This window comes from Pseudomonas sp. 7SR1 (assembly GCF_900156465.1).
Taxonomy (GTDB): Bacteria; Pseudomonadota; Gammaproteobacteria; order Pseudomonadales; family Pseudomonadaceae; genus Aquipseudomonas.
In genome coordinates this window covers 4,412,675-4,434,108 of sequence record NZ_LT707064.1, presented here as the reverse complement: position 1 = coordinate 4,434,108, position 21,434 = coordinate 4,412,675, and the positions used below count along the sequence as shown (strand labels likewise).

Sequence of the window (21,434 nt, the reverse complement as noted above, 5' to 3'; positions counted from 1 at the left end):
ACTTGCTAGAAATTAGCACGGTTGCGAACAAATGGAGGCCCGAGGATCGAGGCAATCAACCCTCAAGCCTGGGTGACGCCGCGCCACCCCGTCACCCGCGACTCTCCGGCATTACAGACTCGTTCGCTCACGGCGCATCGCTCGACCAGACTCTGTCGCCCCGCAGGCCGCTTGTTGAAACAAGCAGTGTTTCAAATCCATGAATTCTGCGACCATAGGCAAAAAAAATGGCCAGGGAATGCAGGCCCCTCGTCTCCTTCCCTACGGGCATAACATGTCTTTCCTGTCATTTCGTAGCTTGCGCGCGCGATTCGCCGTCGTCGTCGCCCTGGTCGTGCTGGTGCTCAGCGGCATATTCGGCACCGTCATTGGCGACTCATCCGTATCCCGGCTCAAGGAACAGACCGGTCTCCAGCTGAGCGAATACGCCTATTCCATGATCGATCGCCTTGATCGCGATATGAATAGCCGTTCGAAGGCCCTCACCGTCCTGAGCAAGCTGGAGGCGTTGCGCGACTCCGCAGACCGCGCCCAAGCGCAGGCGCTGCTCAATCACCTGAGCGACCAGTTTCCCAGTTATTCCTGGATCGGGCTGACCGATGCCCGAGGCACGGTCGTGGCATCCACCGACAGCCTGCTCGAAGGCGTCGACATCTCCCATCGGCCGGTCTTCACCAATGGACGGGACAGTACCTTCGTCGGCGACGTGCATGAAGCCGTGATGCTGGCGAAGCTGCTTCCCAACCCTTCCGGCGAAGCCATGAAGTTTGTCGATATCAGCATGCCGGTCCGGGACGAAAGCGGGCATTTCATGGGCGTGCTCGCGACGCATCTCTCCTGGGAGTGGGCCGCCGAGGTGGGGCGCTCGCTCTTTGTGCCGCTGCAGAAGCGCCTCCCTGGCCTGGAGTTCCTGGTCCTGAGCAAGGACGGCACGGTGTTGCTGGGCCCTCGGGACATGATCGGCAAGCCCATCGGCCTGAAACTCGATGACGCCAAGTCCAGCTGGTCGGTGGAACGCTGGCCGGACGGCAACCTGTACGTGGCAGGCTCTGCCCAGAGCGTCGGAGTCGACGAATACGCGGGCCTGGGCTGGACGGTGGTGACTCGGCAGCCCGCCGAGGTCGCCTTTGCCCAAGCCCATGAAGTGCGCAAGGAAATCTTCATATGGGGGGTGATCCTGTCCTTGCTGTTCGCCGTGATCGGCTGGGTGGTGGCCGGCATCGTCACGGGGCCGGTGAACGCAATCGCCGATGCCGCCGCTCGCCTGTCCGAAGGTGCCGATGTGAGCATCCCATTGCTCAAGGGCAGCCGGGAAGTCGAAACCCTCAGCGCGGCGATCCGTCACCTGGTCGACAGCCTGACGCGCAAAAGAGGCCAATTGGCCGTCGTCGAAGGCATTGCCTATCGCGACGTGGTTACCGGGCTGCCGAACCGGGCGGCCCTCGACAAGTACGTCCAGGCTGTACGCAGCGAGGCTGGGGCATCGCCTGACTTCGGCGTCCTGTGCGTGGACCTGGACGGATTCAAGCCGGTCAATGACCGCTTCGGCCATGCCGTTGGCGATGCGCTGTTGCGGGAAGTCGGCATCCGGCTCATGACGGCCGTACGCGAAGGCGATATCGCCGTCCGCCATGGCGGGGATGAGTTCGTGCTCCTGCTGCGCGTGCGCACGGCAGACCCCTTGGCCAGCATGCAAGGCGCCGCCGAACGGATCATCGCGAAGCTGGCCGAACCGGTGGTCCTGGACGGGGAAGCCATCGGCATCGGTTGCAGCATTGGCGGAGCATTGTGGACCACCGGCGCGTTCACCGAGGCCTTGGCCCAGGCCGACGAGGCCCTCTACCAGGCCAAGCGGGCGGGCAAGTCGCAGGCGAAGTTCCATGGAACCATGCTCGCGCCGACGACAAAAGCCGAGGCCTGAACGTAGCGCACACGTGACGCGGACGCGAAGTGCCCGGCCGATTGCTTTATCATGTGCGCCATTTCCTTTGCGACCCGATGGAACGATCATGACTTTCGATTTCGACACAGTATTCGACCGCCACGGCACCGGCAGTACCAAGTGGAGTCGCTATCCGGCCGACGTGCTGCCGATGTGGGTGGCCGATATGGACTTCCCCGCCCCGCCGGTGGTCATCGATGCACTGCGCAAACGCCTGGAACATCCGATGCTGGGTTACAGCGTGGCCCAGGACAACCTGCGGGCGGCCATCGTGACGGATCTGTGGAATAAATATGCCTGGCGCGTGGAGCCCCAGCAGATCGTGTTCCTGCCGGGGGTCGAGCCGGGCTTCAACATGGCCCTGCACGCCCTGGTGGAGGCGGACCAGAACGTGGTGGTGCAGGTGCCCAACTATCCGCCGCTGCGCAATGCCCCGGGCCACTGGAACCTGAACAAGGTGGAGCTGCCGTTCGAGCCGCTCGACGGCCAATTCCATACGCCCCTGGCGGCACTGCGCGATGCCCTGCAAGGTGGCGGCGCACTGTTGCTGAGCAATCCCCACAACCCGTTGGGCAAGGTGTTCGCCCGGGAAGAACTCGAAGCCGTGGCGCGCACCTGCCTGGAGCAGAACGCCTGGATCATCTCCGACGAGATCCATGCCGAACTGTGTTTCGACGGCCGCGTGCACATTCCCACCGCGTCCCTGAGCCCGGCTATCGCCGAGCGCACCATCACCCTGATGTCGGCCAGCAAGGCCTTCAACATCGCCGGCTTGAAAACCTCGTTCGCCATTATCCAGGACGCCAAGGTCCGCGAACGGGTCAACAATGCCCGGGCAGGCATGGTGGACAGCGTCAACGCCATGGGTCTGGAGGCCACACGCGCCGCCTACAGCGAAGCGGGCCCCTGGCTCGAAGCCCTCAAGGCGTACCTGCAGGCCAACCGCGATTACCTGGTGGATGCGGTCAATACCCGGCTGCCCGGTATCACCATGACCGTTCCCCAAGGCACTTACCTGGCCTGGCTGGATTGTTCGGCGCTGGGATTGGACAATCCCCACGCGTTCTTCCTCGACGAGGCCAGGGTAGGCCTCAGCGCCGGGCTGGATTTCGGCGACGATGCCGGGCAATTCGTGCGCCTGAACTTCGGCTGTCCGCGGGCACTGCTGGAAGAAGGTATCGCCCGGATGGAGCGCAGCCTGAAAGCCAGGGGCTGATCGTTAGAGGGCCGTCGTGCTGGAATAGGCCGAATGGCCAGGGCTGCTGCCCAGCCCTGGCCACGCGCGGGCCCCGTCGCACCGATGCCGACTATTCGTGCATGTCCGGGGTGTGCACGAAGCACAGCTTGTTACCTTCCGGGTCCCGGCAATACGCGCCGAAATATCCTTGCGAATACTGCGGACGCAGCCCCGGTGGGCCTTCGTCGTGCCCACCCATGGCGATGGCCAGCTCCCAGGCGGCGCGCACGGTCTGCGGTGAGTCGGCGGCGAAGCTGACTTGCATGCCGTTGCCCCAGGTCGCGGGCAGGCCATTGAACGGCAACTGCACGAACACCTGGGGCCAGCGTTTTCCGGGTTGATGCCAGCCTTCTCCCGGCGGGCCCGAATCGTCCTCGCTTTCCATGCGCACCAACCCCAGGCAGCCAAGGACTGCATCGTAGAACGCGATCATTTTCGGCAGGTCGCGCGCGCCGATCTGTATGTGGCTGAACACTTCCATCTCCCGGTTGGATGCGCATGGCCGTTGGATGACGCCTGTTCCAAGGCGTTCATTGCCGTTGATGAGCGGTCGCCGAAACGTCCCGCGCCACGCTCATCGACCGACGCGATGATCCGACCGAACTCTGGCCGAAGGCAGGCAGTCCACCCTGCAACGCAACTTCAACCTGCCCTGGAGAACGACAATGGCCGACTACCCTTTCCCACCTTTTCCGAAACAGAGCCAACCGGTACCCGGTACACAGCGCAAGATGGATCCGTACCCGGACTGCGGCGAACAGAGCTACACCGGCTCCGGGCGCCTGGCCAACAAGATTGCCCTGATCACCGGAGCCGACAGCGGCATCGGTCGCGCCGTGGCGATTGCCTTCGCCCGGGAAGGCGCGGACGTGGCCATCGCCTACCTGGACGAACACGAAGACGCCAGGGAGACCGCCCGCTGGGTCGAACAGGCCGGCCGCCAATGCCTGTTGCTGCCAGGGGACCTCGCGGACAAGGCGCAATGTCGCAAGACGGTTGACGAGACCGTGGCCCGCTTCGGGCATATCGACATCCTGATCAACAACGCCGCCTTCCAGATGACCCACGAGAACCTGGAAGACATTCCAGATGAAGAATGGGTTCGCACCTTCGATATCAACATCACCGCGATGTTCAGGATCTGCCAGGCAGCCGTGCCGCACATGAAGGCCGGTGGCTCGATCATCAATACCAGTTCGGTCAACTCCGACATGCCCAAGCCGACCTTGCTGGCCTACGCCACGACCAAGGGCGCCATCGCCAACTTCACCGGTGGCCTGGCACAGATGCTCGGCCCCAAGGGCATCCGTGTGAACAGCGTGGCGCCAGGGCCGATCTGGACGCCGCTGATCGTGGCGACCATGCCCGAGCAAGAGGTGCAGAATTTCGGCTCCCAGACACCCCTGGGCCGTCCGGGCCAGCCGGTGGAAGTGGCGCCGATCTATGTACTGCTGGCATCGGATGAGTCCAGCTATATTTCCGGGTCCCGCTATGGCATTACCGGCGGCAAACCGATGCTCTGAAGCTGCGGCGGTACGGGCGAGTAAGCTTATCCCTCGCCCGTCAGGACGGCTCCTTGGGGATCACCGATATTTTCCCGTTGCGCTCGATGATCGCGAACTTGATCTGCGCCAGGGTCTCGATGCCCTGGCTCGAACGCGCCGCTTCCATGATGTCTTCCTCTATCAACCGCGCATGCCGCATGCGCCCCCGCAGGAGCCGGCCATCCTCGACGATCACGGTCGGTCCGCCATCGATCAGCCGTGACACCCAACTGGAACGCTGCTTGAGCAGCGACAGCCCCACGTCGATGGCGATCAGCGTCACGATCACCATCAGCGCATTGGTCAACGAGAAGTCATCCCCCAGCAGGGCCTGCTGGGTCGCCTCGCCAATGATCATCAGCAGCACGAAGTCGAAAGTGGTGATGTCCGCCAGGGAACGACGGCCGGCGATCTTGAACAGCACCATCAATGCCAGGTACATCACAGCGGCCCGCAGCACCGAATCCATACGTCACCTACGGAAAAATGAATTGATCGAAACTCACCGCCACGCCACCGGGCATGGCGATGCGGCTGTGGTACGTACCCAGTCCCTCGCTGAGCAAGGACAGGTGAAGACTCGCCTCGCCCCGGGCATCGGCCCGGACCCAGAGTTTCATACCCGGCCCCGCGCTTGCCGAACGCACAGGCTGGGGCTGTAGCGTCTGCACGTCGAACCCATCCATCCAGTCACCGCCCAGCTCCACCTCCAGCAAGGCATCCGGCTGGCCCTTGAGCTGCAGGATCATGGGATGGGTGGAGCCGTTGCGATGAAACAACTCGTAGCTGACCCTCAGCCGGCCATCGCTGCTCTGTGCCTCACGGCTACTCAGGGGGCCCCGGGAAAACAGCCCCGCCAGCGTCAGGATCACCAAGAGCACCAGCACGTACCAACCCACGCGCTCGAAGCGCCAGACCTTGAGCTGGTAGGCCATGTCTTCGCGTACCGGAAATACCCGATTGTGGAAATCGTCGGGCTCGGTGTTTTCGTTCATGCACGCCTCCTGCCTGCTACCTGCGCTCTCCCGCCAAGGCGCGCTGGTGGAAGTGTCGCAACTGCAGGAGCGCATGCTCGGCAGCCCATAGCTGGACCTGGCTGCGCGTACCGAAAAAACGCTCCTGGCGACTGAACAGCGCCCGTTGGCCCTGGATATCGAAGGCCCAGGCAAAACATACGGTGCCGGCGGGAATCCCGTCCATGTCGTCTGGGCCGAGGATGCCTGTGGTGGCGACCGAAACATTGGCATTGGCGTCATGCAAGGCGCCTAAGGCCATTTCCTCGGCTACTTCGCGACTGGTGAGGTTGAAGGTATCGATGGTGCGGGGGTTGACCCCCAGCAGCCGTTGTTTCGCCTCGGGGGAATAGACCACATAGCCGCTTTCGATCAACGAACCGCTGCCCGGCACCTCGGCCAGCAGCGTGACGATCTGGCCGGCGGTACAGGATTCGGCAGTGGTCAGGCGCAGGTTGTGGTCACGCAGATAAGCAACCAGTGAATGAGCGACAGTCATGGCACATGGGTCCTTCAGGAGATCTGATGGGTTGACCGCCGTCGCCGTCATTCATTCCCTTTGATCGCATCGCCGCCTGTGAGCAGCAAATAAATGAAACCCCAGGGAAATCCCGCACCTCAAAACCACATGGGCCTCACGCAGAGGCTGTCTCGATAGGAGGTCGTCATGTCAGCACCCCTCGTCAAGCTGTTCACCCATCCCGAGTTCGCCTGGAAAGACATCCGCGAACAGGAACAGGCTCATCCGAGCCATTACCTCGGCCACCTGCTGCTGTTGGCCCTGATCCCTACGGTGTGCCTGTTCATCGGCACCACCTGGACCGGCTGGAGCCTGGCCGAGAACGAAACCGTACGCCTCAACAGTGCCAGCGCCTTGCAGCTGTGCGTGCTGCTGTACCTGACCATCGTGGCGGGCGTGGTGCTCATGGGCGCGTTCATCCGCTGGATGTCGCGTACTTTCGAGGCCCGTCCCACGCTCAACCAATGCATCGGGTTTGCGGCCTATACCGCCACGCCCTACTTTCTCGCCGGTCTGATGGGCCTCTACCCCAACCGTTGGCTGGCGGCCATTGTACTGTTGGCGGCGTCGGCCTACGCGACCTTCCTGTTGTTCGTTGGCCTGCCCAGGTTCATGAACCTGAAGAAGGAGCAAGGCCTGCTGTATTCGGCCAGTGTCTGGGGCGTGGGGCTGCTGGTCCTGGTGACCATCCTGGTGGAAATGATCCTGTTCTGGTTCAACGTGCTGCAGCCTGAGTACCTGCGCTTCCCGGCGGGCTGAGGATCATTTGCCCGCCTTCTTCATGCCGATCCGCCGACGCATGTCGGCGGTGATGCTCTGGCGGGTTTTCCTGAGTTCGGTCCAGGGTTCATGACCCACCTCGGCGAGGCGTTCGTGAACGTTGTGGATGTTCCACAGGTTTGCCCCCTTGAGCTCGGCCACCTCTTCGCGATAGATCGGTACGGACACCGGCAACCCTTCCCGGGTGCGGGCGGCGTAGGCACAGATGGTGGTGGCACCGAGGCCGTTGCGCAGGTAATCGATGAAGATCCGCCCTACCCGGTTCTTCGGCCCGGACACCGCGGAGAAACGGTCCGGCAGCAACTTCGCCATGTGGCTGACGATGGCGTGGCTGAAGCCCTTCACCTCGTCCCAACCCGCTTTGCGCGTCAATGGCACCACCACATGGATGCCTTTGCCGCCGCTGGTCTTGAGAAACGCCTTCAGGCCCAGCTCATCGAGCACCGACAGGGTCAGCTGCGTGGCCTCCACCATGCTTTTCCAGGGCAGCGCCGGATCCGGGTCAAGGTCCAGGACGAAGCGATCAGGCTTGTCCAGGTCCACCGTCGTTGCGTTCCAGGTGTGCAGTTCCACCGTGCTCATCTGCACCGCGCCGATCAACGCTTCGGGATTGTTGATGATCATCACCGGGTGTCCGGTGACTGATTTGTCCAGGCTCGTGATGCCCGGAATGGCCAGGCGCTCGGCGTTTTTCTGGAAAAACAGTTCGCCGGCGATGCCATCCGGCGCCCGCACCAGTGCCACGGGACGCTCGGCCAATTCCGGCAGGATGAATTCGGCGACGCTGGCGTAATACTCGGCCAACTGCAGCTTGGTGGTGCCGCTGGTGGCGTCGATGATCCGGTCCGGGTGGGTGATGCGGACCTTGCCCTCCATGCCCTGGGCTGCCGACGCCTTGGCCTTGCCTTTCGCCTTGGGTTTGTCTGGCGCGCGAGCGGGAGCGCTCTGGGCCTCGGCAGCCTTGGCCTTCTTCGTGTCGGCTGATTTCTTCACCGGTCTGGCCTTCTCCTGGGTGATGTCCTTGGCCGGTTTGTCGTTGCGCAAACCATGGAACACCGCGTGTCGCACCGAACCTTCCTTGGTCATTTCGGCGAACGCCACTTCGGCCAGCAAGCTGGGTTCGAGCCAATGCACGCCCTTGGCCTCGTAGCCGGTGGGCGGATTCACCACCGCGGCTTTTTTCGTCTCAAGGGGCAACAGCTGCTGGTAGATGCTCTTGAGGGTGGTTTCGTTAAAGCCCGTGCCCACTTTGCCGGCGTAGCGCAACTCACCGCTGTCGGCGTCATGCAGCCCCAGCAGCAGCGCACCGAAGGCACTGCGTGCACCCTTGGGCTCGCTGAAGCCCACCACTACGAACTCCTGGCGATTCTTGCACTTGAGCTTGATCCAGTCGTTGCTGCGCCGGGACACGTAGGCGCTGCCCATTCGCTTGCCGATCAACCCTTCCATGCGCATCTGGCAGGCGCTGTTGAGCAGGGCTTCGGGCGTTTCCTCGAAGGCATCGGAAAAGTGCAGCAGCGGGTCTCGATTGCGTTCGAGCACCGCCGCCAGCGCCGCGCGCCGCTCCTGCACCGGCACTTTGCGCAAGTCCATGCCATTGAGATAAGGCAGGTCGAACAGGTAATAGGCGATCTTGCCGCTGCTGCCCGCATCGAAGGCGTTCTGCAGGGCCTGGAAGTCCGGTACTCCATCCTCGTTGGCCACCACCATTTCCCCATCGAGCCAGGCCGACTCCAGCCCCAGCCCGGCCAGGGCCTCGGCCTGGCGTGGCAATTTATGGGTCCAGTCATGGCCGTTGCGGGTGATCAGGCGAACGTCGCCGTCTTCGATACGGGCCATGACCCGGTAGCCGTCGAACTTGATCTCGTAGAGCCATTCGCCGTCGGGAGCGCTTTGCACCAACGTCGCCAGTTCCGGCTTGAGAGTCTTCGGGATCGGCCCCGGAACCGCGCCACTGAGAGTGGTACCGGAAGCTTTTTTCGACGACTTTTGCGGGGAGGCTTTTTCCGGCTGTTTCACGGCCTTGGCAGCGGCGGCCTTGCCACGGCGCTTGGGTATGATGGTACGGTCGCTGAGCACGCTGTCGGGCTCGGCCTGCACCACGTCGTATTCGCTTTGCGGGCGGGCCGCTTCGTCCTGATGCTTGATCAAGAACCACTGCTCCTGCTTGCCGGGCATGTGAGTGCGCACCAGGTTCCACAGGCCGGCGAGCTTCTCGCCTTGCAACTCGAACTTGAGTCGGCCCTTTTCGTAGGCCTCGTGGGGATCGCCCTGGGGAATCCATACGCCCCGATCCCAGACAATGACATCGCCAGCACCGTAGTGCCCTTCCGGAATGCTGCCCTCGAACGTCGCATAGTCCAGCGGGTGGTCTTCGACATGCACCGCCAGGCGCTTGGCCTTGGGGTCCAGGGACGGGCCCTTGGGCACCGCCCAGCTCTTGAGCGCACCGTCCAGTTCAAGCCGGAAGTCGTAATGCAGGCGCGTGGCGTCGTGCTTCTGGATACAGAACTGCAGGGCGTGGGCCGCCTTCTTCGCTCGACGCGAGCGCTTCGCCGCCGGCTCCGGGGTGGCGGCGAAATCGCGCATGCGGTTGTAGTCGTCGAGGGTCTTGCTGGCCATCATGCACCTGCGGCCTGGGGCAATTGCGGGCTGGCAACAGGCAGCCCGGCGGTTTCCGAGAGCAGTTGATCGACAACCCGGCCCAAGGCCTGCTCGATGGAGTCCCCCAGCAACAGCCCCTGTTCGTAGAGCACCACCTGCCGGTCGGCGCTGGTGCCTTCCTGGACGATGCGTCGAGCCTGCTTGAATACGTCCTGGACCCCGAGTGCAGCGGCGGTGTCGCCGAAGGTCTGTTCGGCCATGGTCAACCATTCACCGATGAGCACCGGTTGCTCCTGGCCTTCGATGATGAACTCCGCCAGGATGCCGTGGCGCTTGGCCCGCAAGCGGTTTTCCTTGAGGATCCATTGGGACATCTGGCTGTACCGGGCACCTGGCTTGGGTTGGGCCGCGGCATGGGCCACCATCAGGCGAAACAGCGAGACCAGGCAGAGCACATCCTCGACCCGGGGACAGGCATCGCAGATCCGCAGCTCCAGGGTCGGATAGCGGGACGAAGGCCGTATCACCCACCAGCAATCGCTGGCCTGACGAATCGAGCCGGTGCGCATGAGCAGGTCGACGTAGCTGGCGAAAGCCGATTCGTTCTCGAAATATTCCGGCACCCCCATCCGTGGCCACTCATCGCAGGCGACCTGACGATAGCTGCTGAAGCCACTGTAGGCCCCATTCCAGAACGGTGACGATGCGCTCAAGGCCAGGAACATCGGCAGCCAGGGCAGGACCTCGTTCATCACCTTGACCCGGTCCCGATCGGCCGGCACCTCCACGTGCACATGCAAGCCCGACAGCACGCTGCGCCGCGCCACCCGCTGGTAGTCGTCGAACAATTGCTGGAAATGCAGTTCATCGGTGGGCTGCAGGTCCTGGGTCGCCATGGGGTGCGAACCGGCGCTGAGCAGCCCCAGCCCATAAGGCGCCAGGCGCTGGGTCAACCCGGCGCGTACCTGGGCCAGGAAATCGGCGGCCTCGGGCAGGCTGCGAAAGATGGGCGACGCCATCTCGATCTGGCTCTGGAACATCTCATGGGCGAAATGCTTGCCCAACTCGGTCCGGCAAGCCGCGACGGCGGCCGCCGACGGTTGCCCGGGCATGCTGCGGGTTTGCAGGTCGGTGAGGAAATATTCTTCTTCAATGCCGAACTTCAGACGCCTGTTCATCGATGATCCCTCCGGTTCCCGCGCCAATGCGGGTTACAACCAACGCCACCACGGCGATCCTTTCCACGTCCTGATACCCCGGTGTCAGCAATTCCTCGCCAAAGACATCCGGGTCCAATTCCTTGTAGGTCCAGCCAAATTGCGCCGAGTCGCGCCACGCACCCAGAGCCTCCAGGAACGGATCGCGACCGTCGACCATCGCCACACCGGTATAGAGCACCAGCGAACCGCCGGGGCGCAGGCGCGGCAAGGCCTGTTCGACGATGCGCAGCGACAGGCCGGCGCCCAGAGCCCCGCCACCATGGCGATAGGCACGCTCGTCCGGATCGGCCATGTAGGGCGGGTTGGCGACGATCAGGTCGAAGTCGCCCTCCACGTCCTTGAGCAGATCGCTGTGGGCGATCTCGATATTACCCACCTCCGCCAGTGCCGCATTGACCGCGCTCAGGCGCAGGGCCAATGGATTGATGTCCAGCGCCAACACCTGCGCCTCGCGCCGGGCCCGAGCGATCACGATCGCGCCGACCCCGGCGCCGCAGCCGATGTCCACCGCCCGATGCACCGCAGTGAAGTTCTGTTGCAGGTGCGCATGGATCAACTGGGCGAAACGATAGCTGTCTGGCCCGAAGAACACCGCATCGTTGGCCTGGGTCGGAAACCGGGAGTGGGCGAAAAGCATCCCGTCCAGGCTCGACCAGCGAACCCGGCTGTACAGCAGACCGTCGCGCGCTTCCAGCACCTGCGCATCCTGCAACTGGCGCTGCTCGTCGGCGGAAATCAGCCCCGGCGCAAACGGCCGCGACCAGCCGAACACATCCCGCAGCGTCCTGGAGCGTTCGTTGCCGGGCCGCTGGTTGACCCGCTCGTGGGTCAACGGCGTCGGCGTGATGAAACGATAGCCGTCCGCTTGCAGGCGGCGGCCAAGCTGCAGTAGCGCCAGGTCGGGCTCGGACAGGCGTTCTTCCTGATTCATGCAGGGCTCCTAGCGAAGTACGGATTTGAGTTCGATGAACCGTCGGGTGGCCAACAGACCCGCCGGATGACTGTGGCGATGGGCCGATAGCCAGGGCATCAGGATCTGCATCTGCTCATCGGCGGCCTTGCCCCGCAGGGCCTGTTGCAGGTTCTGGACATCGGGATCTTCCACCGGCATCGGCGGCTCGCAGGCAGCCCCCTGGTTGCGGCGTGGAGTACTGCGGCCGCCCTCGGGCTGCCAGTCGCCGGCGATCCAATCGTGCAGCAACTGTTTTTCGTAGGGGCTGAAGACCCCGAACATGGCCGCGCCGGCCCCTTCGATCAGGGTCCAGAAGCGGCTGTTGCGTGGGTCTTCGTGGCGCTTGATCCAGCCCTTGTTCTGCAGTGCCTGGAGGAACCCTTGCAGTTGCCCGGGCCTGGAGAGCCATTGGTTGACGGTCTGGCCTTCGAACTTGCAGTAATCGGAATGCATGTGCTGGCCGAACGGGCGCTTGCGTTCCAGCATGTCCAGCACTTCACGCTCCAGGTCGAACGACTCGATGATCGCCCGGCTGCCCTGTCCCAGGTCGTTGAGGCGATAGCCCAGGGTGACCCGTCGCCAGAAAGCCTCGCGGTCGGCTTCCATCGGCATCAATTGCAGCAGCGCTTGCACGGCCTTGTAGGCGTGGCCGGTGCTGGCGTTGTCGATGGTGACGTGCAGGGTGAAATAATACGGGTCGATCTCCAGCTCGCTCAGCTCGTAGGCGCTGATCAGCAGGTGCAGGGGCAGTTGTTCGTAGCCCAGGTTGTAGCCGATGACTTCCGGCAGGTAATCGTCGCCGGCATGACCCAAGGCCAGTTGCACCGCACCCTGCAGGTAGAGTTCATCGTCGATCTGCGGGGCATCCGCCAGCCCGTGTTCGGCCAGCAGCTTGCGATAGATCACCACGTGGTTCTGCGCCGGGTTGCCATCTCCCAGTTCTTCCAGGTAGGTACACAACAGCCCTTCGAAGCGGTGGTCATGCCAATGCTTGAGCACTGCGTAGAGCCAGGCGCCGTCCACCAGCTTGGTGGGCGCGACAGCCTGCAGAAAGAACAAGGCATGGGCCTTGCTGCCGAAGAACTCCCGCGCACCGCCGCCTTTGCGACGTTCCAGGTAATCGGCATATTGCCGGGCCACGCCAGCGCTGTGCTGTTCGACCCAGGCATGCAAGGCTGTAGGGTCGTCGGGCATTTGCTGAGGCAACGCCGCGGCTTTTTCCAGGCATGGCTGGAGAAAGGCCTGGGCGGCGGCTTGCTTGTCGCCGTCGTCGGGGTCTTGGAGCAACCGTTCGTAGCATTGGCGTACGCTCCCGGCCTGGGGGAACGGTGCATCTGCAAGCGGGTGTCCGGTGGCAGGCCGGTGGAGGGATGTCAGCGCAGTCATAAGGGCCTCATGTATGGTCGGCAGGACGCTGAACCAGCACGTCTCTTTCATTGCAGAGCGCTTGGCACGACGAAAAATTCCCTCCGGTTGAACGGCCGCCGGATAAACGGAACCGTATCGCCCCCCATGCCTCGAATGAATGACAGGCCGCCTTGAACCGCTTTGCCCAAGGGCTCTAGCGCCTCGATTCGATGGGGCGCCCGGTAACCATGGCTGGCATGACCACGGCCCCCCTCCAAGGAGCGACAATGATTTTCACCGCTTGGGTCGCTGTGCTCGGTGCCGTTCTGCTGACCCTGGCCCTGACCTCCTCCTACCTGCGCTGGATGCCGGTCACCACCTCGGCGGTGTGCCTGGTACTGGGCGCCGCCATCGGCCCGATGGGGCTGGATCTGCTGAGGCTGGACCTCGCCGACTCGTCTGCCTGGATGGAACACCTCACCGAAATCGCCGTGGTGTTTTCGTTGTTCGTCAGCGGTCTCAAGTTGCGCTTGCCATTCAAGGACCACACCTGGCGCGTGGCCTATGGCCTGGCCGGCCCGGTGATGATCCTGACCATCGCCGGCCTGTGCCTGGCGCTGCACTACCTGTTCGGTCTCGGCTGGGGCGTGTCGCTGCTGATCGGCGCGATGCTGGCCCCGACCGATCCGGTGCTGGCGGCGCTGGTCCAGGTCAACGATGCCCGCGACGACGACCGGGTGCGCTTTGGCCTGTCCGGCGAGGCGGGGTTGAACGACGGTACGGCATTTCCGTTCGTGATCCTGGGTTTGCTGATGCTGCGCGAGGACGGCAGCGGTTTCCTCCTGGAGTGGACTTTGCGCAATGTCTTGTGGGCTGTTCCGGCCGGCCTGCTGGTGGGCTATTGGATGGGACGCGGGATCGGCAAACTCACCTTGTCGATGCGCATCAGGAATGCCGATAGCACCCTCTCCCCCAACGATTACCTGGCCCTGGCGCTGATCGCCCTGGCCTATGTCGCTGCCGAGTCGATCCAGGGCTATGGCTTTCTCTCGGTGTTCGCCGCCGGGCTGGGCCTGCGGCAGGCCGAGGTCGCCTCCACCGACAAGGACGCGCCGCCCGCCGAGCACCTGGTACAACCGGTGGTGGGCCATGAGACCGTCGCGCCGCCCGAGGCGCTGGTGGGCGACACACAATCGCTGGATGAAGGACAGGTGGCCGCTGGCGTCATGATGGGGGACATGCTGGCCTTCGGCAGCCTGGTGGAACGCGCCATGGAGGTGTTCCTCGTCACCCTGTTGGGGGTCGTGCTGGCCAGCCATTGGGACTGGCGCGCCCTGGCCATCGGAGCACTGCTGTTTCTGCTCATCCGCCCACTGAGTGTGTTGGCAATGCCCTGGGGCCGCCTGCTGAACCGGCCCCAGCGCCTGCTGATCGGCTGGTTCGGCATACGCGGCATCGGCAGCCTATTCTATCTGTTCTTCGCCTTGAACCATGTGCTGCCACCCGACGTGGCGCAACTGTGCACCAACCTGACCTTGTCGGTGGTCGCCCTGAGTATCCTGGTCCATGGCCTGAGCACCCAGCCAACGCTGACCTGGTATGAGAGTCGCAAGCAACCGGACCGTCGGCCTAGCCCCCCGGATCGGTCACCTGGATAAAGATCGAATAGCCTCCCAGCAGTACCCAGAACGTAGCGAAGATCCAGGGCGTGCGCAGGGAAAACAGCAGCGACTTGCGATAGCCCTTGTGGGTCGATTCCCGCTCGCTGAACAACGGCGACTCGTCATAGACCAGCCCCATCATCGGTTCGGCGCGCAGCAGCTCGCTCTGCTTGAAATGCCAGTGGTCGATGATCTCGTAGGCCGCGCGTATGCCCGGCCAGGCATTGAGGGAACTCAAGAACCCCAGTAGCGCCAGGAACGGTGGCACCACCAGGGTGAACAACTTGCCCCACTCCGGGTTCAGGTTGGCCATGCATGAGGCGAAGGCGATCACCAGGAAGGACTGGGCGGCCAGGTAGGCATCGGTTCGATTGGCCAGGATGCTGGTTTCGTACTGGATCTCCCGTCGATAGAAATCCAGCCGCTCCTTGGGAGAGCCGAACAGCTTGGCGTTGTGTTCCGTCAGTTCTTCTTCCTGGGTCTGGCTGGTCAGGATGCGGGGCATTGCGCAGGTCATTCCTCGATGATGATTGAGCTTCGTTGGAGGAACGCGCCATCGGGCAAGTTCAAGTCGATGGACCGCCGGTCCAACGAAACGTCGGAGCGCTGCCTGCGGTCTGTAGATCATCGAAAGCACGAGGAGCATGCGGTGGATTATGTTGGATGGGTGCAATGGCCCGCGATGGTGGTGACGGTACTGGCGGCCTGGCTGATCGGCTCGCGCCAGCCGCGCCGGCGCGTGGCTGGGTTCAGTTGTTTCATCGCGAGCAACATCCTATGGGTGATCTGGGGCCTGCATACGGATGCCTATGCACTGATCGTGTTGCAGTTCTGCCTGTGCGCAATGAACCTGCGGGGGTTCAGGAAGAACACCACATAGCGCTGCGAACCGGGGGCCCTGCGCTCATTTCATCGTCTGACCGATGGCCTTCACCAGGTCGATCTGCTTGAACGGCTTGGTCAGGCGCGGCAATTGCGTGGCGAAGCCTTCCAGGCGTTCGGCATAACCGGTGGCCAGGACGATGGGCAAGGTGGGCTGCCGGTCACGAAGCAGTTTGGCCAACTGCGAGCCGTCCATCTGCGGCATGGCCATGTCGGTGATCACCAGGTCGATGTCCTGGTTGGATTCGTACAGCTCCAGGGCCTGGGCCCCGGAGGACGCGCAAAGGACCCGGTGTCCCAGGTCTTCGATCAGCAGCCGGGTACTGGTCAGCACCAGGCTGTCATCGTCCACCACCAGCACCAGCAACTCCTGGGTCATCAGTGAAGCCGAGTCCTGCACCTGGGCCTTCTGCGACACCTGGGCCTGCGCCACCGGCAGCCACAGTTCAGCGGTGGTGCCCACGCCCTTCTCGCTGAGCAGCAGCAGGCGGCCGCCCAGCTGTTCCGCCAGGCCATGGACCATGGACAACCCCAGGCCGGTGCCCTTGCCCACTCCCTTGGTGGTGAAAAACGGCTCGACGGCCGAGGCCAGGGTCGCTTCATCCATGCCCTCGCCCTCGTCGATGATCGACAGGCATACATAGCGCCCGGGCTTCATGGCGGCCTGTGGCGAGGCCGGGGTATCCCGTCGCTCATCGGCCGCGATCAGGATACGCCCCCCGTTGGGCATGGCATCACGGGCGTTGGTCGCCAGGTTGAGGATCGCCAGTTCCAGTTGGTTGACGTCCGCCAGCACGGGGGAAAGGCCAGGGGCAAAGGAAGTCTGGATGTGGAACGACGGGCCCAGGGAGCTTTGCAGCAAACCACTGATGCCCTGCACCAGGGCCGGCAACTGGACCGATTCGGACGTCAGTTTCTGCCGACGGGCAAACGCCAGCATCCGCTGGGTTAGGGAAACGCCGCGCAACGCGCCCTGGGTTGCGTTGTCCAGCAGTTGGGCAAGCTTGGGGTCGCCAGGCATGCGCTTGCGAACGATCTCCAGGTTGCCGAGGATCACCGTCAGCAGGTTATTGAAATCATGGGCGATACCACCCGTCAGTTGACCGATGGCTTGCAGCTTCTGGGATTGGAACAGCGCTTCGCGGGCTTGCTCCAGGGCCAACTGCGCCTGGGTGACATCCGTGATGTCACGGGTGATCTTGGCAAAGCCCAGCAATACGCCGGTATCGCTGCGGATCGCATCGATGACCACATGGGCCATGAATTGCGTGCCGTCCTTGCGCACCCGCCAGCCTTCGCCTTCGAAGCGCCCCTCCCGGGCCGCCGTACTGAGGGCCCGTTGCGGCAGTCCGGCGGCACGGTCCTTTTCGGTGTAGAAACGGGAAAAGTGCTGGCCGATGATTTCCGCTTCCTCATAGCCCTTGAAGCGTCGGGCACCGGAGTTCCAGCTGATGATGATGCCCGTGGGATCGGTCATGTAGATGGCGTAGTCGACCACGGCATCGATGAGCAGGCGAAAACGCTGTTCTTCGTTGATGAGGATGGGCTTGTTGTCGTTATCGGGCATGTTGGCCAGGGCATCCGTGGAGGCGTTTTTGCGAAGTATGGGGCAAGTCTGCTCTCAGGAAAAAGCACCAGGCAAGCCCGACGGAACATTCGGGTGGGCCATCTGGGGGTGTTCCTCCGTCACTGACCACCAGCGCGGCAACAAGTGCCGCACCCTGGCCTCGCCGAAACGGTCGTCGATCAGCATGACCACGCCACGGTCCTGCTGGGTACGAATGACCCTTCCCGCGGCCTGGACGACTTTCTGCAACCCCGGATACAGGTAGGTGTAGTCGTAACCGTCGCCGAAGATCGCGGCCATGCGCTGCTTGATCTGCTCGTTGACCGGGTTGAATTGCGCCAGGCCCAGGGTCGCGATGAACGCGCCGATCAGGCGGGAGCCCGGCAAGTCGACACCTTCCCCGAACGCCCCACCCAATACCGCGAAACCGATGCCCCGGCCATGTTCCTCGAAGCGTTCGAGGAAGGCTTGGCGGGGGGCTTCTCCCATGCCCCGCGATTGCGTCCAGGTGGCGATGTCCGGGTGACGCTCGGCAAACAGCCCGGCCACCTGCTGCAAATAGTCGAAACTGCTGAAGAATGCCAGGTAATTGCCAGGACGCGCGCTGAACTGGCGGGCCATCAACGCCACGATCGGTTCCAGGGATGCCTGGCGATGGGCAAACCGAGTGGAAATCCGGCTGACCACCTGGACGTCCAGCTGTTCGGCCTGGAATGGCGACTCCACATCGATCCAGACCGTGTCCGCCGGCGTGCCCAGCAGGTCGGCATAATAATGCCGGGGGCTCAGGGTCGCGGAAAACAGCACGCTGGCCCGGGCGGCCGTGAAGCGTGGCCGCAGGAAACCGGCCGGCACCACGTTGCGCAGGCACAGGGTTGACCGGCTGCGCTGGCTGTGCGGCTCGCGCTTGTCTATATCGAACAGAAAGTGCTCATCGAACGACTCCGCCACCCGGGCGAACTGCAAGGCATCGAAGTAGAACGCCTGCAATGCGCTGTCCAGGCCCTGGGGATGGTCGTTGAGATAATCACCGATGACCGTGGTGCATTGCGTCAAGGCCTGCAGGAGCTTGTCCGGAGGTTTGTCGTAGGCCTGGTAGATCGCCAGCTGTGGCGCGTGCAGGGCGTTCCATTGCCGGTGGACCCGCTGCAAGGCTTTCTTCAGCGGTTCGGGAGCGCTCTTGCGCACGGCGGCCAGGGTCGACTGGTCGAGGGTCGCGCTGTACATCTGCCGGCCCCGCTCCACCAGGTTATGGGCTTCGTCCACCAGGGTCGCGACGGTCCAGCCATTGGCCTGGGCCAGGCCGAACAGCAAGGCGCTGAAATCGAAGTAATAGTTATAGTCGGCCACCACCACATCGGCCCACCGGGCCATTTCCTGGCTGAGGTAGTACGGGCACACCTGGTGGGCCAGTGCGATCTCTCGCAACGCGGCCTGGTCCAGCAGCGTGACCTGGCTCGCGGCCTGGCGGGCAGCCGGCAGGCGATCATAGAACCCCCGGGCCAGCGGGCAGGACTCGCCGTGGCAGGCTTTGTCCGGATGCTCGCAAGCCTTGTCCCGGGCAATCATCTCCAATACCCGCAACGGCATCGACGGCGCGCTGCGGGTCAGCACCCGTGCCGCATCCAGGGCCAGTTTGCGACCCGGGGTCTTCGCCGTGAGAAAGAACACCTTGTCCAGTTTCTGCGGCGCCAGGGCCTTGAGCATCGGAAACAGGGTACCGACGGTCTTGCCAATGCCGGTGGGCGCCTGGGCCATCAGGCATCGACCGGTGCTGACGGCCTTGAACACCGACTCGGCCAGGTGTCGCTGTCCCGGCCTGAAGCCGGCGTGGGGAAAGGCCAGGGCCAGCGCACCGTCGTTGCGGGCCTGTCGATGGGCAACCTCCTGCTCGGCCCAGGCGAGGAACAGCGCGCACTGCTGCTCGAAGAAATCCCGCAGCTGGGTCGCCTCGAAGCTTTGCGCCAGGCGGGTTTCCCTTTCGCTGACGATATCGAAATACACCAGCGCCACATCGATGCGCGGCAGTTGCAACCTGTCGCACATCAGCCAGCCGTAGATCCTGGCCTGGGCCCAGTGCAACTGACGATGATTGGCCGGTTGCCGCGACAGGTCGCCCCGATAGGTCTTCACTTCCTCCAAGCAATTGCACAGCGGGTCATAACCGTCGGCCCGGCCCCTGACCTTCACCCCACGGTAGCTACCTTCGAGGCTGACTTCGGCCTGATAGCCCTCACTGCGACGCGACGCCACGGTGCGATGACCGACGATACCCTCCAGGGCCGTGGGCGACGGGGTGAATCGCAGGTCCAGGTCGCCTGTCTTGGCGGTGAACTCGCAGAGTGCCCGCACGGCGATGCTGTACACCGGCTCCTGGCTCATGCGCCCTGTTCCATCCATTGCACGTAGCACACGGCGACCGGCATCCGATGCTCATGGCAGAACTCCAGCCAGCGCAACTGATTGTCTTGCAGGCGATCGCCGGGGCCTTTGACTTCGATCATCCGGTAGGTCTTGTGCTGCGGCCAGAACTGGATCAGGTCCGGCATGCCGGCGCGGTTGGCCTTGATATCCAGCAGCAGGCGGTCGAACCAGTGTTTGAGGTGCGCGGCCGGCAGGCAGTCCAGCGCCTGGTTCAACAGCTCTTCGGACAAGGCGCCCCAGAACACGAACGGCGACTGGATGCCCCACTTTTCCACGTAGCGCCGGATGATGGTGTGCCGATAGCGGCCGTCGTCCAGCTCGGCAAAGCAGTCCGCGAACAGGTCGGCGCGACGGGCGTGGAAATCTTCGTTGAGCAGGTCCACCGGACCACGCTGGAACGGGTGGAAAAACGCCCCGGGTAACGGCGCGAATATCGCCGGCCAGCACAGCAGCCCGAACAGCGAGTTGATCAGGCTGTTCTCGACGTAATGCACCGGAGCGGCTTCATCGTGCAGGTGGGCCTGGACGTGATATTCCACCGACAGGGTCGGGTCGATGCGCGGCAGTTGCAAGTCCAGGCGCTCCACTTCCCGGGCCAGCATACGCGGCACCGGCGGGCCGCCGAGCTTGCGCCGCAGGCGGGGCACGATCCTGAGCAGGGCCTGGGCCTCGGCGGCGTCCTGGGGGGCCCCCGCAGCCTCTTCGCTCAATGCCAGGGCCAGGGCGTACTCGCCGATGCGCTCCAGCACACGGATCATCCGCAAACGGGCCCCGGGGTAGGTGCAGTCACGGTAGATGCCCAGGGCCAAGGCAAAGTCGGCGATGCGTTCGCCATACTGGCCGACCTGGAACAACAGCTTGCCCCGGCGGCGCTCCAGCCACGGGTTGCCCAGCTCCAGGGCATTGACCTGGGCGACGATGTCCTGGGGGGCCTCACCAGCTTCCAGGCGTTGCTGGCACTCGTACAGGAATACGCAGGCATCCACGTCCCGACGGCTGCGCAAGCCCCGTGATTCGGCGCTGAACGCCACGGTTTCATAGGTAAAGATGCCCAGGTCTGCCAGTACGAATTCCGACCAGTCCTGATAGAGGTTGCCGAAGAACATCAGCCGCAGACGATCGCAGATGCCCATGATGGTCAAGCTGTACAGCCGATCCTCAAGTTGCGGACACCAGGCGTGGAACGGCTGCGGCTCGTTGAACTGCTCGCCCAGGGCCTGGAGCCACTCGGTCTTCTTCGCCTTGGGCCGCTCGATCAGGTGCCCCAGGCACAGGAGAATTTCCGGTTTGAGCAGTACGTCGAACAACTCGGCGAGGCTTACGGGAACCTGTTCGACGACCCAACCCAGGGCCAGCAACGGTTCGACGGCGGTGCCGATGTCACCGATTTCGCAATAACTGAGCTTGCTGTGCCGAAAGCGCAATCCCTTGCGCATCACCATTCGCACCAGCAGGGCCTGGGACGCTCGGGGGACCGCTGCGAACTCATCGATGAAGCGCTGTTCCTCGGGGCTGAGCACATCGGCATAACGCTGCGTCAACCAGGCGAGTACCTGCTGGAAGTTGTTCAGATAGTAGAACGGATCGTCGAGGGGGTTGGCGGTCACGGAAAGAAGCGTCACAAATACTGGTTATGCGTACAGATATCAGCAACGAAGGGCACAGGCAACTGCAAAAGATGAGCGGTCTCCTATATTTAAAGGTGAAATCCTGCGGCCAGCGATGAACTTTCCTACAACAA

General features: G+C 63.4%; 18 protein-coding genes. 6 read left to right on the top strand and 12 right to left on the bottom strand.

The features are described from left to right. The first annotated feature begins 274 nt into the window (after positions 1–274). Positions 275–1,921: a diguanylate cyclase domain-containing protein gene (locus BW992_RS19830; protein WP_076406956.1), complete on the top strand. Its 1,647-nt coding sequence runs from the start codon at positions 275–277 to the stop codon at positions 1,919–1,921. Positions 1,922–2,009: 88 nt separating this feature from the next. Beyond that, on the top strand, positions 2,010–3,158 hold the full coding sequence (locus BW992_RS19825; protein ID WP_072398480.1) for a MalY/PatB family protein: 1,149 nt from the start codon (positions 2,010–2,012) through the stop codon (positions 3,156–3,158). A gap of 91 nt (positions 3,159–3,249) precedes the next feature. On the opposite strand, the gene BW992_RS19820 is transcribed toward BW992_RS19825, so the two are convergent. Further along, positions 3,250–3,654: a VOC family protein gene (locus tag BW992_RS19820; protein ID WP_083526383.1), complete on the bottom strand. Its 405-nt coding sequence runs from the start codon at positions 3,652–3,654 to the stop codon at positions 3,250–3,252. 190 nt (positions 3,655–3,844) lie between these two features. Here BW992_RS19820 and BW992_RS19815 point away from each other — a divergent pair, with 190 nt between their 5' ends. Further along, positions 3,845–4,702 (top strand): SDR family oxidoreductase, encoded by an 858-nt coding sequence (locus tag BW992_RS19815; protein WP_076406955.1) that lies wholly within the window; start codon positions 3,845–3,847, stop codon positions 4,700–4,702. Between the two features lie 40 nt (positions 4,703–4,742). Here BW992_RS19815 and BW992_RS19810 read toward each other — a convergent pair whose 3' ends face one another. Genes BW992_RS19810 through BW992_RS19800 form a run of 3 tightly spaced genes read right to left on the bottom strand, consistent with a single transcriptional unit; the run spans position 4,743 to position 6,235 of the window. Continuing rightward, complete coding sequence (locus tag BW992_RS19810; RefSeq protein WP_072398477.1) at positions 4,743–5,192, bottom strand: DUF421 domain-containing protein; 450 nt, start codon at positions 5,190–5,192, stop codon at positions 4,743–4,745. Positions 5,193–5,199: 7 nt separating this feature from the next. Then, positions 5,200–5,718 (bottom strand): hypothetical protein, encoded by a 519-nt coding sequence (locus BW992_RS19805; protein WP_072398476.1) that lies wholly within the window; start codon positions 5,716–5,718, stop codon positions 5,200–5,202. Between the two features lie 16 nt (positions 5,719–5,734). Further along, positions 5,735–6,235 (bottom strand): CinA family protein, encoded by a 501-nt coding sequence (locus BW992_RS19800; protein ID WP_072398475.1) that lies wholly within the window; start codon positions 6,233–6,235, stop codon positions 5,735–5,737. A gap of 168 nt (positions 6,236–6,403) precedes the next feature. Between BW992_RS19800 and BW992_RS19795 the strand changes: the two genes are divergently transcribed. After that, positions 6,404–7,015, top strand: coding sequence for a Yip1 family protein (locus BW992_RS19795; RefSeq protein WP_072398474.1), 612 nt, complete (start codon positions 6,404–6,406; stop codon positions 7,013–7,015). Between the two features lie 3 nt (positions 7,016–7,018). Here the strand turns inward: BW992_RS19795 and ligD are convergent, their stop codons facing one another. The 4 genes from ligD to BW992_RS19775 are packed head-to-tail and all read right to left on the bottom strand — an operon-like array spanning position 7,019 to position 13,198. After that, positions 7,019–9,658, bottom strand: coding sequence for a DNA ligase D (ligD, locus tag BW992_RS19790; RefSeq protein WP_076406954.1), 2,640 nt, complete (start codon positions 9,656–9,658; stop codon positions 7,019–7,021). Then, the gene (locus BW992_RS19785; RefSeq protein ID WP_076406953.1) at positions 9,658–10,818 is read right to left on the bottom strand and encodes a carboxylate-amine ligase; all 1,161 of its coding nucleotides are present in this window, start codon (positions 10,816–10,818) and stop codon (positions 9,658–9,660) included. The genes ligD and BW992_RS19785 overlap by 1 nt, the downstream gene beginning before the upstream one ends. Continuing rightward, positions 10,790–11,791, bottom strand: coding sequence for a methyltransferase (locus BW992_RS19780; protein ID WP_072398471.1), 1,002 nt, complete (start codon positions 11,789–11,791; stop codon positions 10,790–10,792). The genes BW992_RS19785 and BW992_RS19780 overlap by 29 nt, the downstream gene beginning before the upstream one ends. A 9-nt stretch (positions 11,792–11,800) precedes the next feature. Continuing rightward, positions 11,801–13,198 carry an iron-containing redox enzyme family protein gene (locus tag BW992_RS19775; RefSeq protein ID WP_076406952.1) on the bottom strand — a complete coding sequence of 466 codons (1,398 nt, stop codon included), beginning with the start codon at positions 13,196–13,198 and terminating at the stop codon, positions 11,801–11,803. Positions 13,199–13,446: 248 nt separating this feature from the next. On the opposite strand from BW992_RS19775, the gene BW992_RS19770 reads away from it, so the two are divergent. Beyond that, positions 13,447–14,817 (top strand): cation:proton antiporter, encoded by a 1,371-nt coding sequence (locus BW992_RS19770; protein ID WP_076406951.1) that lies wholly within the window; start codon positions 13,447–13,449, stop codon positions 14,815–14,817. Here the strand turns inward: BW992_RS19770 and BW992_RS19765 are convergent. Further along, positions 14,789–15,325, bottom strand: coding sequence for a hypothetical protein (locus tag BW992_RS19765; protein WP_072398468.1), 537 nt, complete (start codon positions 15,323–15,325; stop codon positions 14,789–14,791). The genes BW992_RS19770 and BW992_RS19765 overlap by 29 nt on opposite strands. A gap of 144 nt (positions 15,326–15,469) precedes the next feature. Here BW992_RS19765 and BW992_RS19760 point away from each other — a divergent pair, with 144 nt between their 5' ends. Then, positions 15,470–15,700 (top strand): hypothetical protein, encoded by a 231-nt coding sequence (locus BW992_RS19760; RefSeq protein ID WP_053151292.1) that lies wholly within the window; start codon positions 15,470–15,472, stop codon positions 15,698–15,700. A 24-nt stretch (positions 15,701–15,724) separates the two neighbouring features. Here the strand turns inward: BW992_RS19760 and BW992_RS19755 are convergent, their stop codons facing one another. From BW992_RS19755 to BW992_RS19745, 3 genes are read right to left on the bottom strand one after another with little or no spacing between them, the layout of a single operon-like run. Next, a complete protein-coding gene (locus BW992_RS19755) occupies positions 15,725–17,269 on the bottom strand; it encodes a response regulator (RefSeq protein WP_072459345.1) in 1,545 nt (514 codons plus the stop codon). Between the two features lie 54 nt (positions 17,270–17,323). Further along, positions 17,324–19,651, bottom strand: coding sequence for an ATP-dependent DNA helicase (locus BW992_RS19750; protein WP_076406950.1), 2,328 nt, complete (start codon positions 19,649–19,651; stop codon positions 17,324–17,326). Beyond that, the gene (locus BW992_RS19745) at positions 19,648–21,300 is read right to left on the bottom strand and encodes a VRR-NUC domain-containing protein (protein ID WP_076406949.1); all 1,653 of its coding nucleotides are present in this window, start codon (positions 21,298–21,300) and stop codon (positions 19,648–19,650) included. Before BW992_RS19745 ends, BW992_RS19750 begins: the two co-directional genes overlap by 4 nt. Positions 21,301–21,434: the final 134 nt, after the last annotated feature.

Excerpts from the sequence above, each read along its gene's own strand:
- ligD (WP_076406954.1), bottom strand. The coding sequence starts at position 9,658 with ATGGCCAGCAAGACCCTCGACGACTACAACCGCATGCGCGATTTCGCC.
- BW992_RS19775 (WP_076406952.1), bottom strand. The coding sequence starts at position 13,198 with ATGACTGCGCTGACATCCCTCCACCGGCCTGCCACCGGACACCCGCTT.
- BW992_RS19780 (WP_072398471.1), bottom strand. The coding sequence starts at position 11,791 with ATGAATCAGGAAGAACGCCTGTCCGAGCCCGACCTGGCGCTACTGCAG.
- BW992_RS19825 (WP_072398480.1), top strand. The coding sequence starts at position 2,010 with ATGACTTTCGATTTCGACACAGTATTCGACCGCCACGGCACCGGCAGT.
- BW992_RS19800 (WP_072398475.1), bottom strand. The coding sequence starts at position 6,235 with ATGACTGTCGCTCATTCACTGGTTGCTTATCTGCGTGACCACAACCTG.
- BW992_RS19795 (WP_072398474.1), top strand. The coding sequence starts at position 6,404 with ATGTCAGCACCCCTCGTCAAGCTGTTCACCCATCCCGAGTTCGCCTGG.
- BW992_RS19755 (WP_072459345.1), bottom strand. The coding sequence starts at position 17,269 with ATGCCCGATAACGACAACAAGCCCATCCTCATCAACGAAGAACAGCGT.
- BW992_RS19765 (WP_072398468.1), bottom strand. The coding sequence starts at position 15,325 with ATGCCCCGCATCCTGACCAGCCAGACCCAGGAAGAAGAACTGACGGAA.
- BW992_RS19805 (WP_072398476.1), bottom strand. The coding sequence starts at position 5,718 with ATGAACGAAAACACCGAGCCCGACGATTTCCACAATCGGGTATTTCCG.
- BW992_RS19810 (WP_072398477.1), bottom strand. The coding sequence starts at position 5,192 with ATGGATTCGGTGCTGCGGGCCGCTGTGATGTACCTGGCATTGATGGTG.
- BW992_RS19770 (WP_076406951.1), top strand. The coding sequence starts at position 13,447 with ATGATTTTCACCGCTTGGGTCGCTGTGCTCGGTGCCGTTCTGCTGACC.
- BW992_RS19750 (WP_076406950.1), bottom strand. The coding sequence starts at position 19,651 with ATGAGCCAGGAGCCGGTGTACAGCATCGCCGTGCGGGCACTCTGCGAG.
- BW992_RS19815 (WP_076406955.1), top strand. The coding sequence starts at position 3,845 with ATGGCCGACTACCCTTTCCCACCTTTTCCGAAACAGAGCCAACCGGTA.
- BW992_RS19785 (WP_076406953.1), bottom strand. The coding sequence starts at position 10,818 with ATGAACAGGCGTCTGAAGTTCGGCATTGAAGAAGAATATTTCCTCACC.
- BW992_RS19830 (WP_076406956.1), top strand. The coding sequence starts at position 275 with ATGTCTTTCCTGTCATTTCGTAGCTTGCGCGCGCGATTCGCCGTCGTC.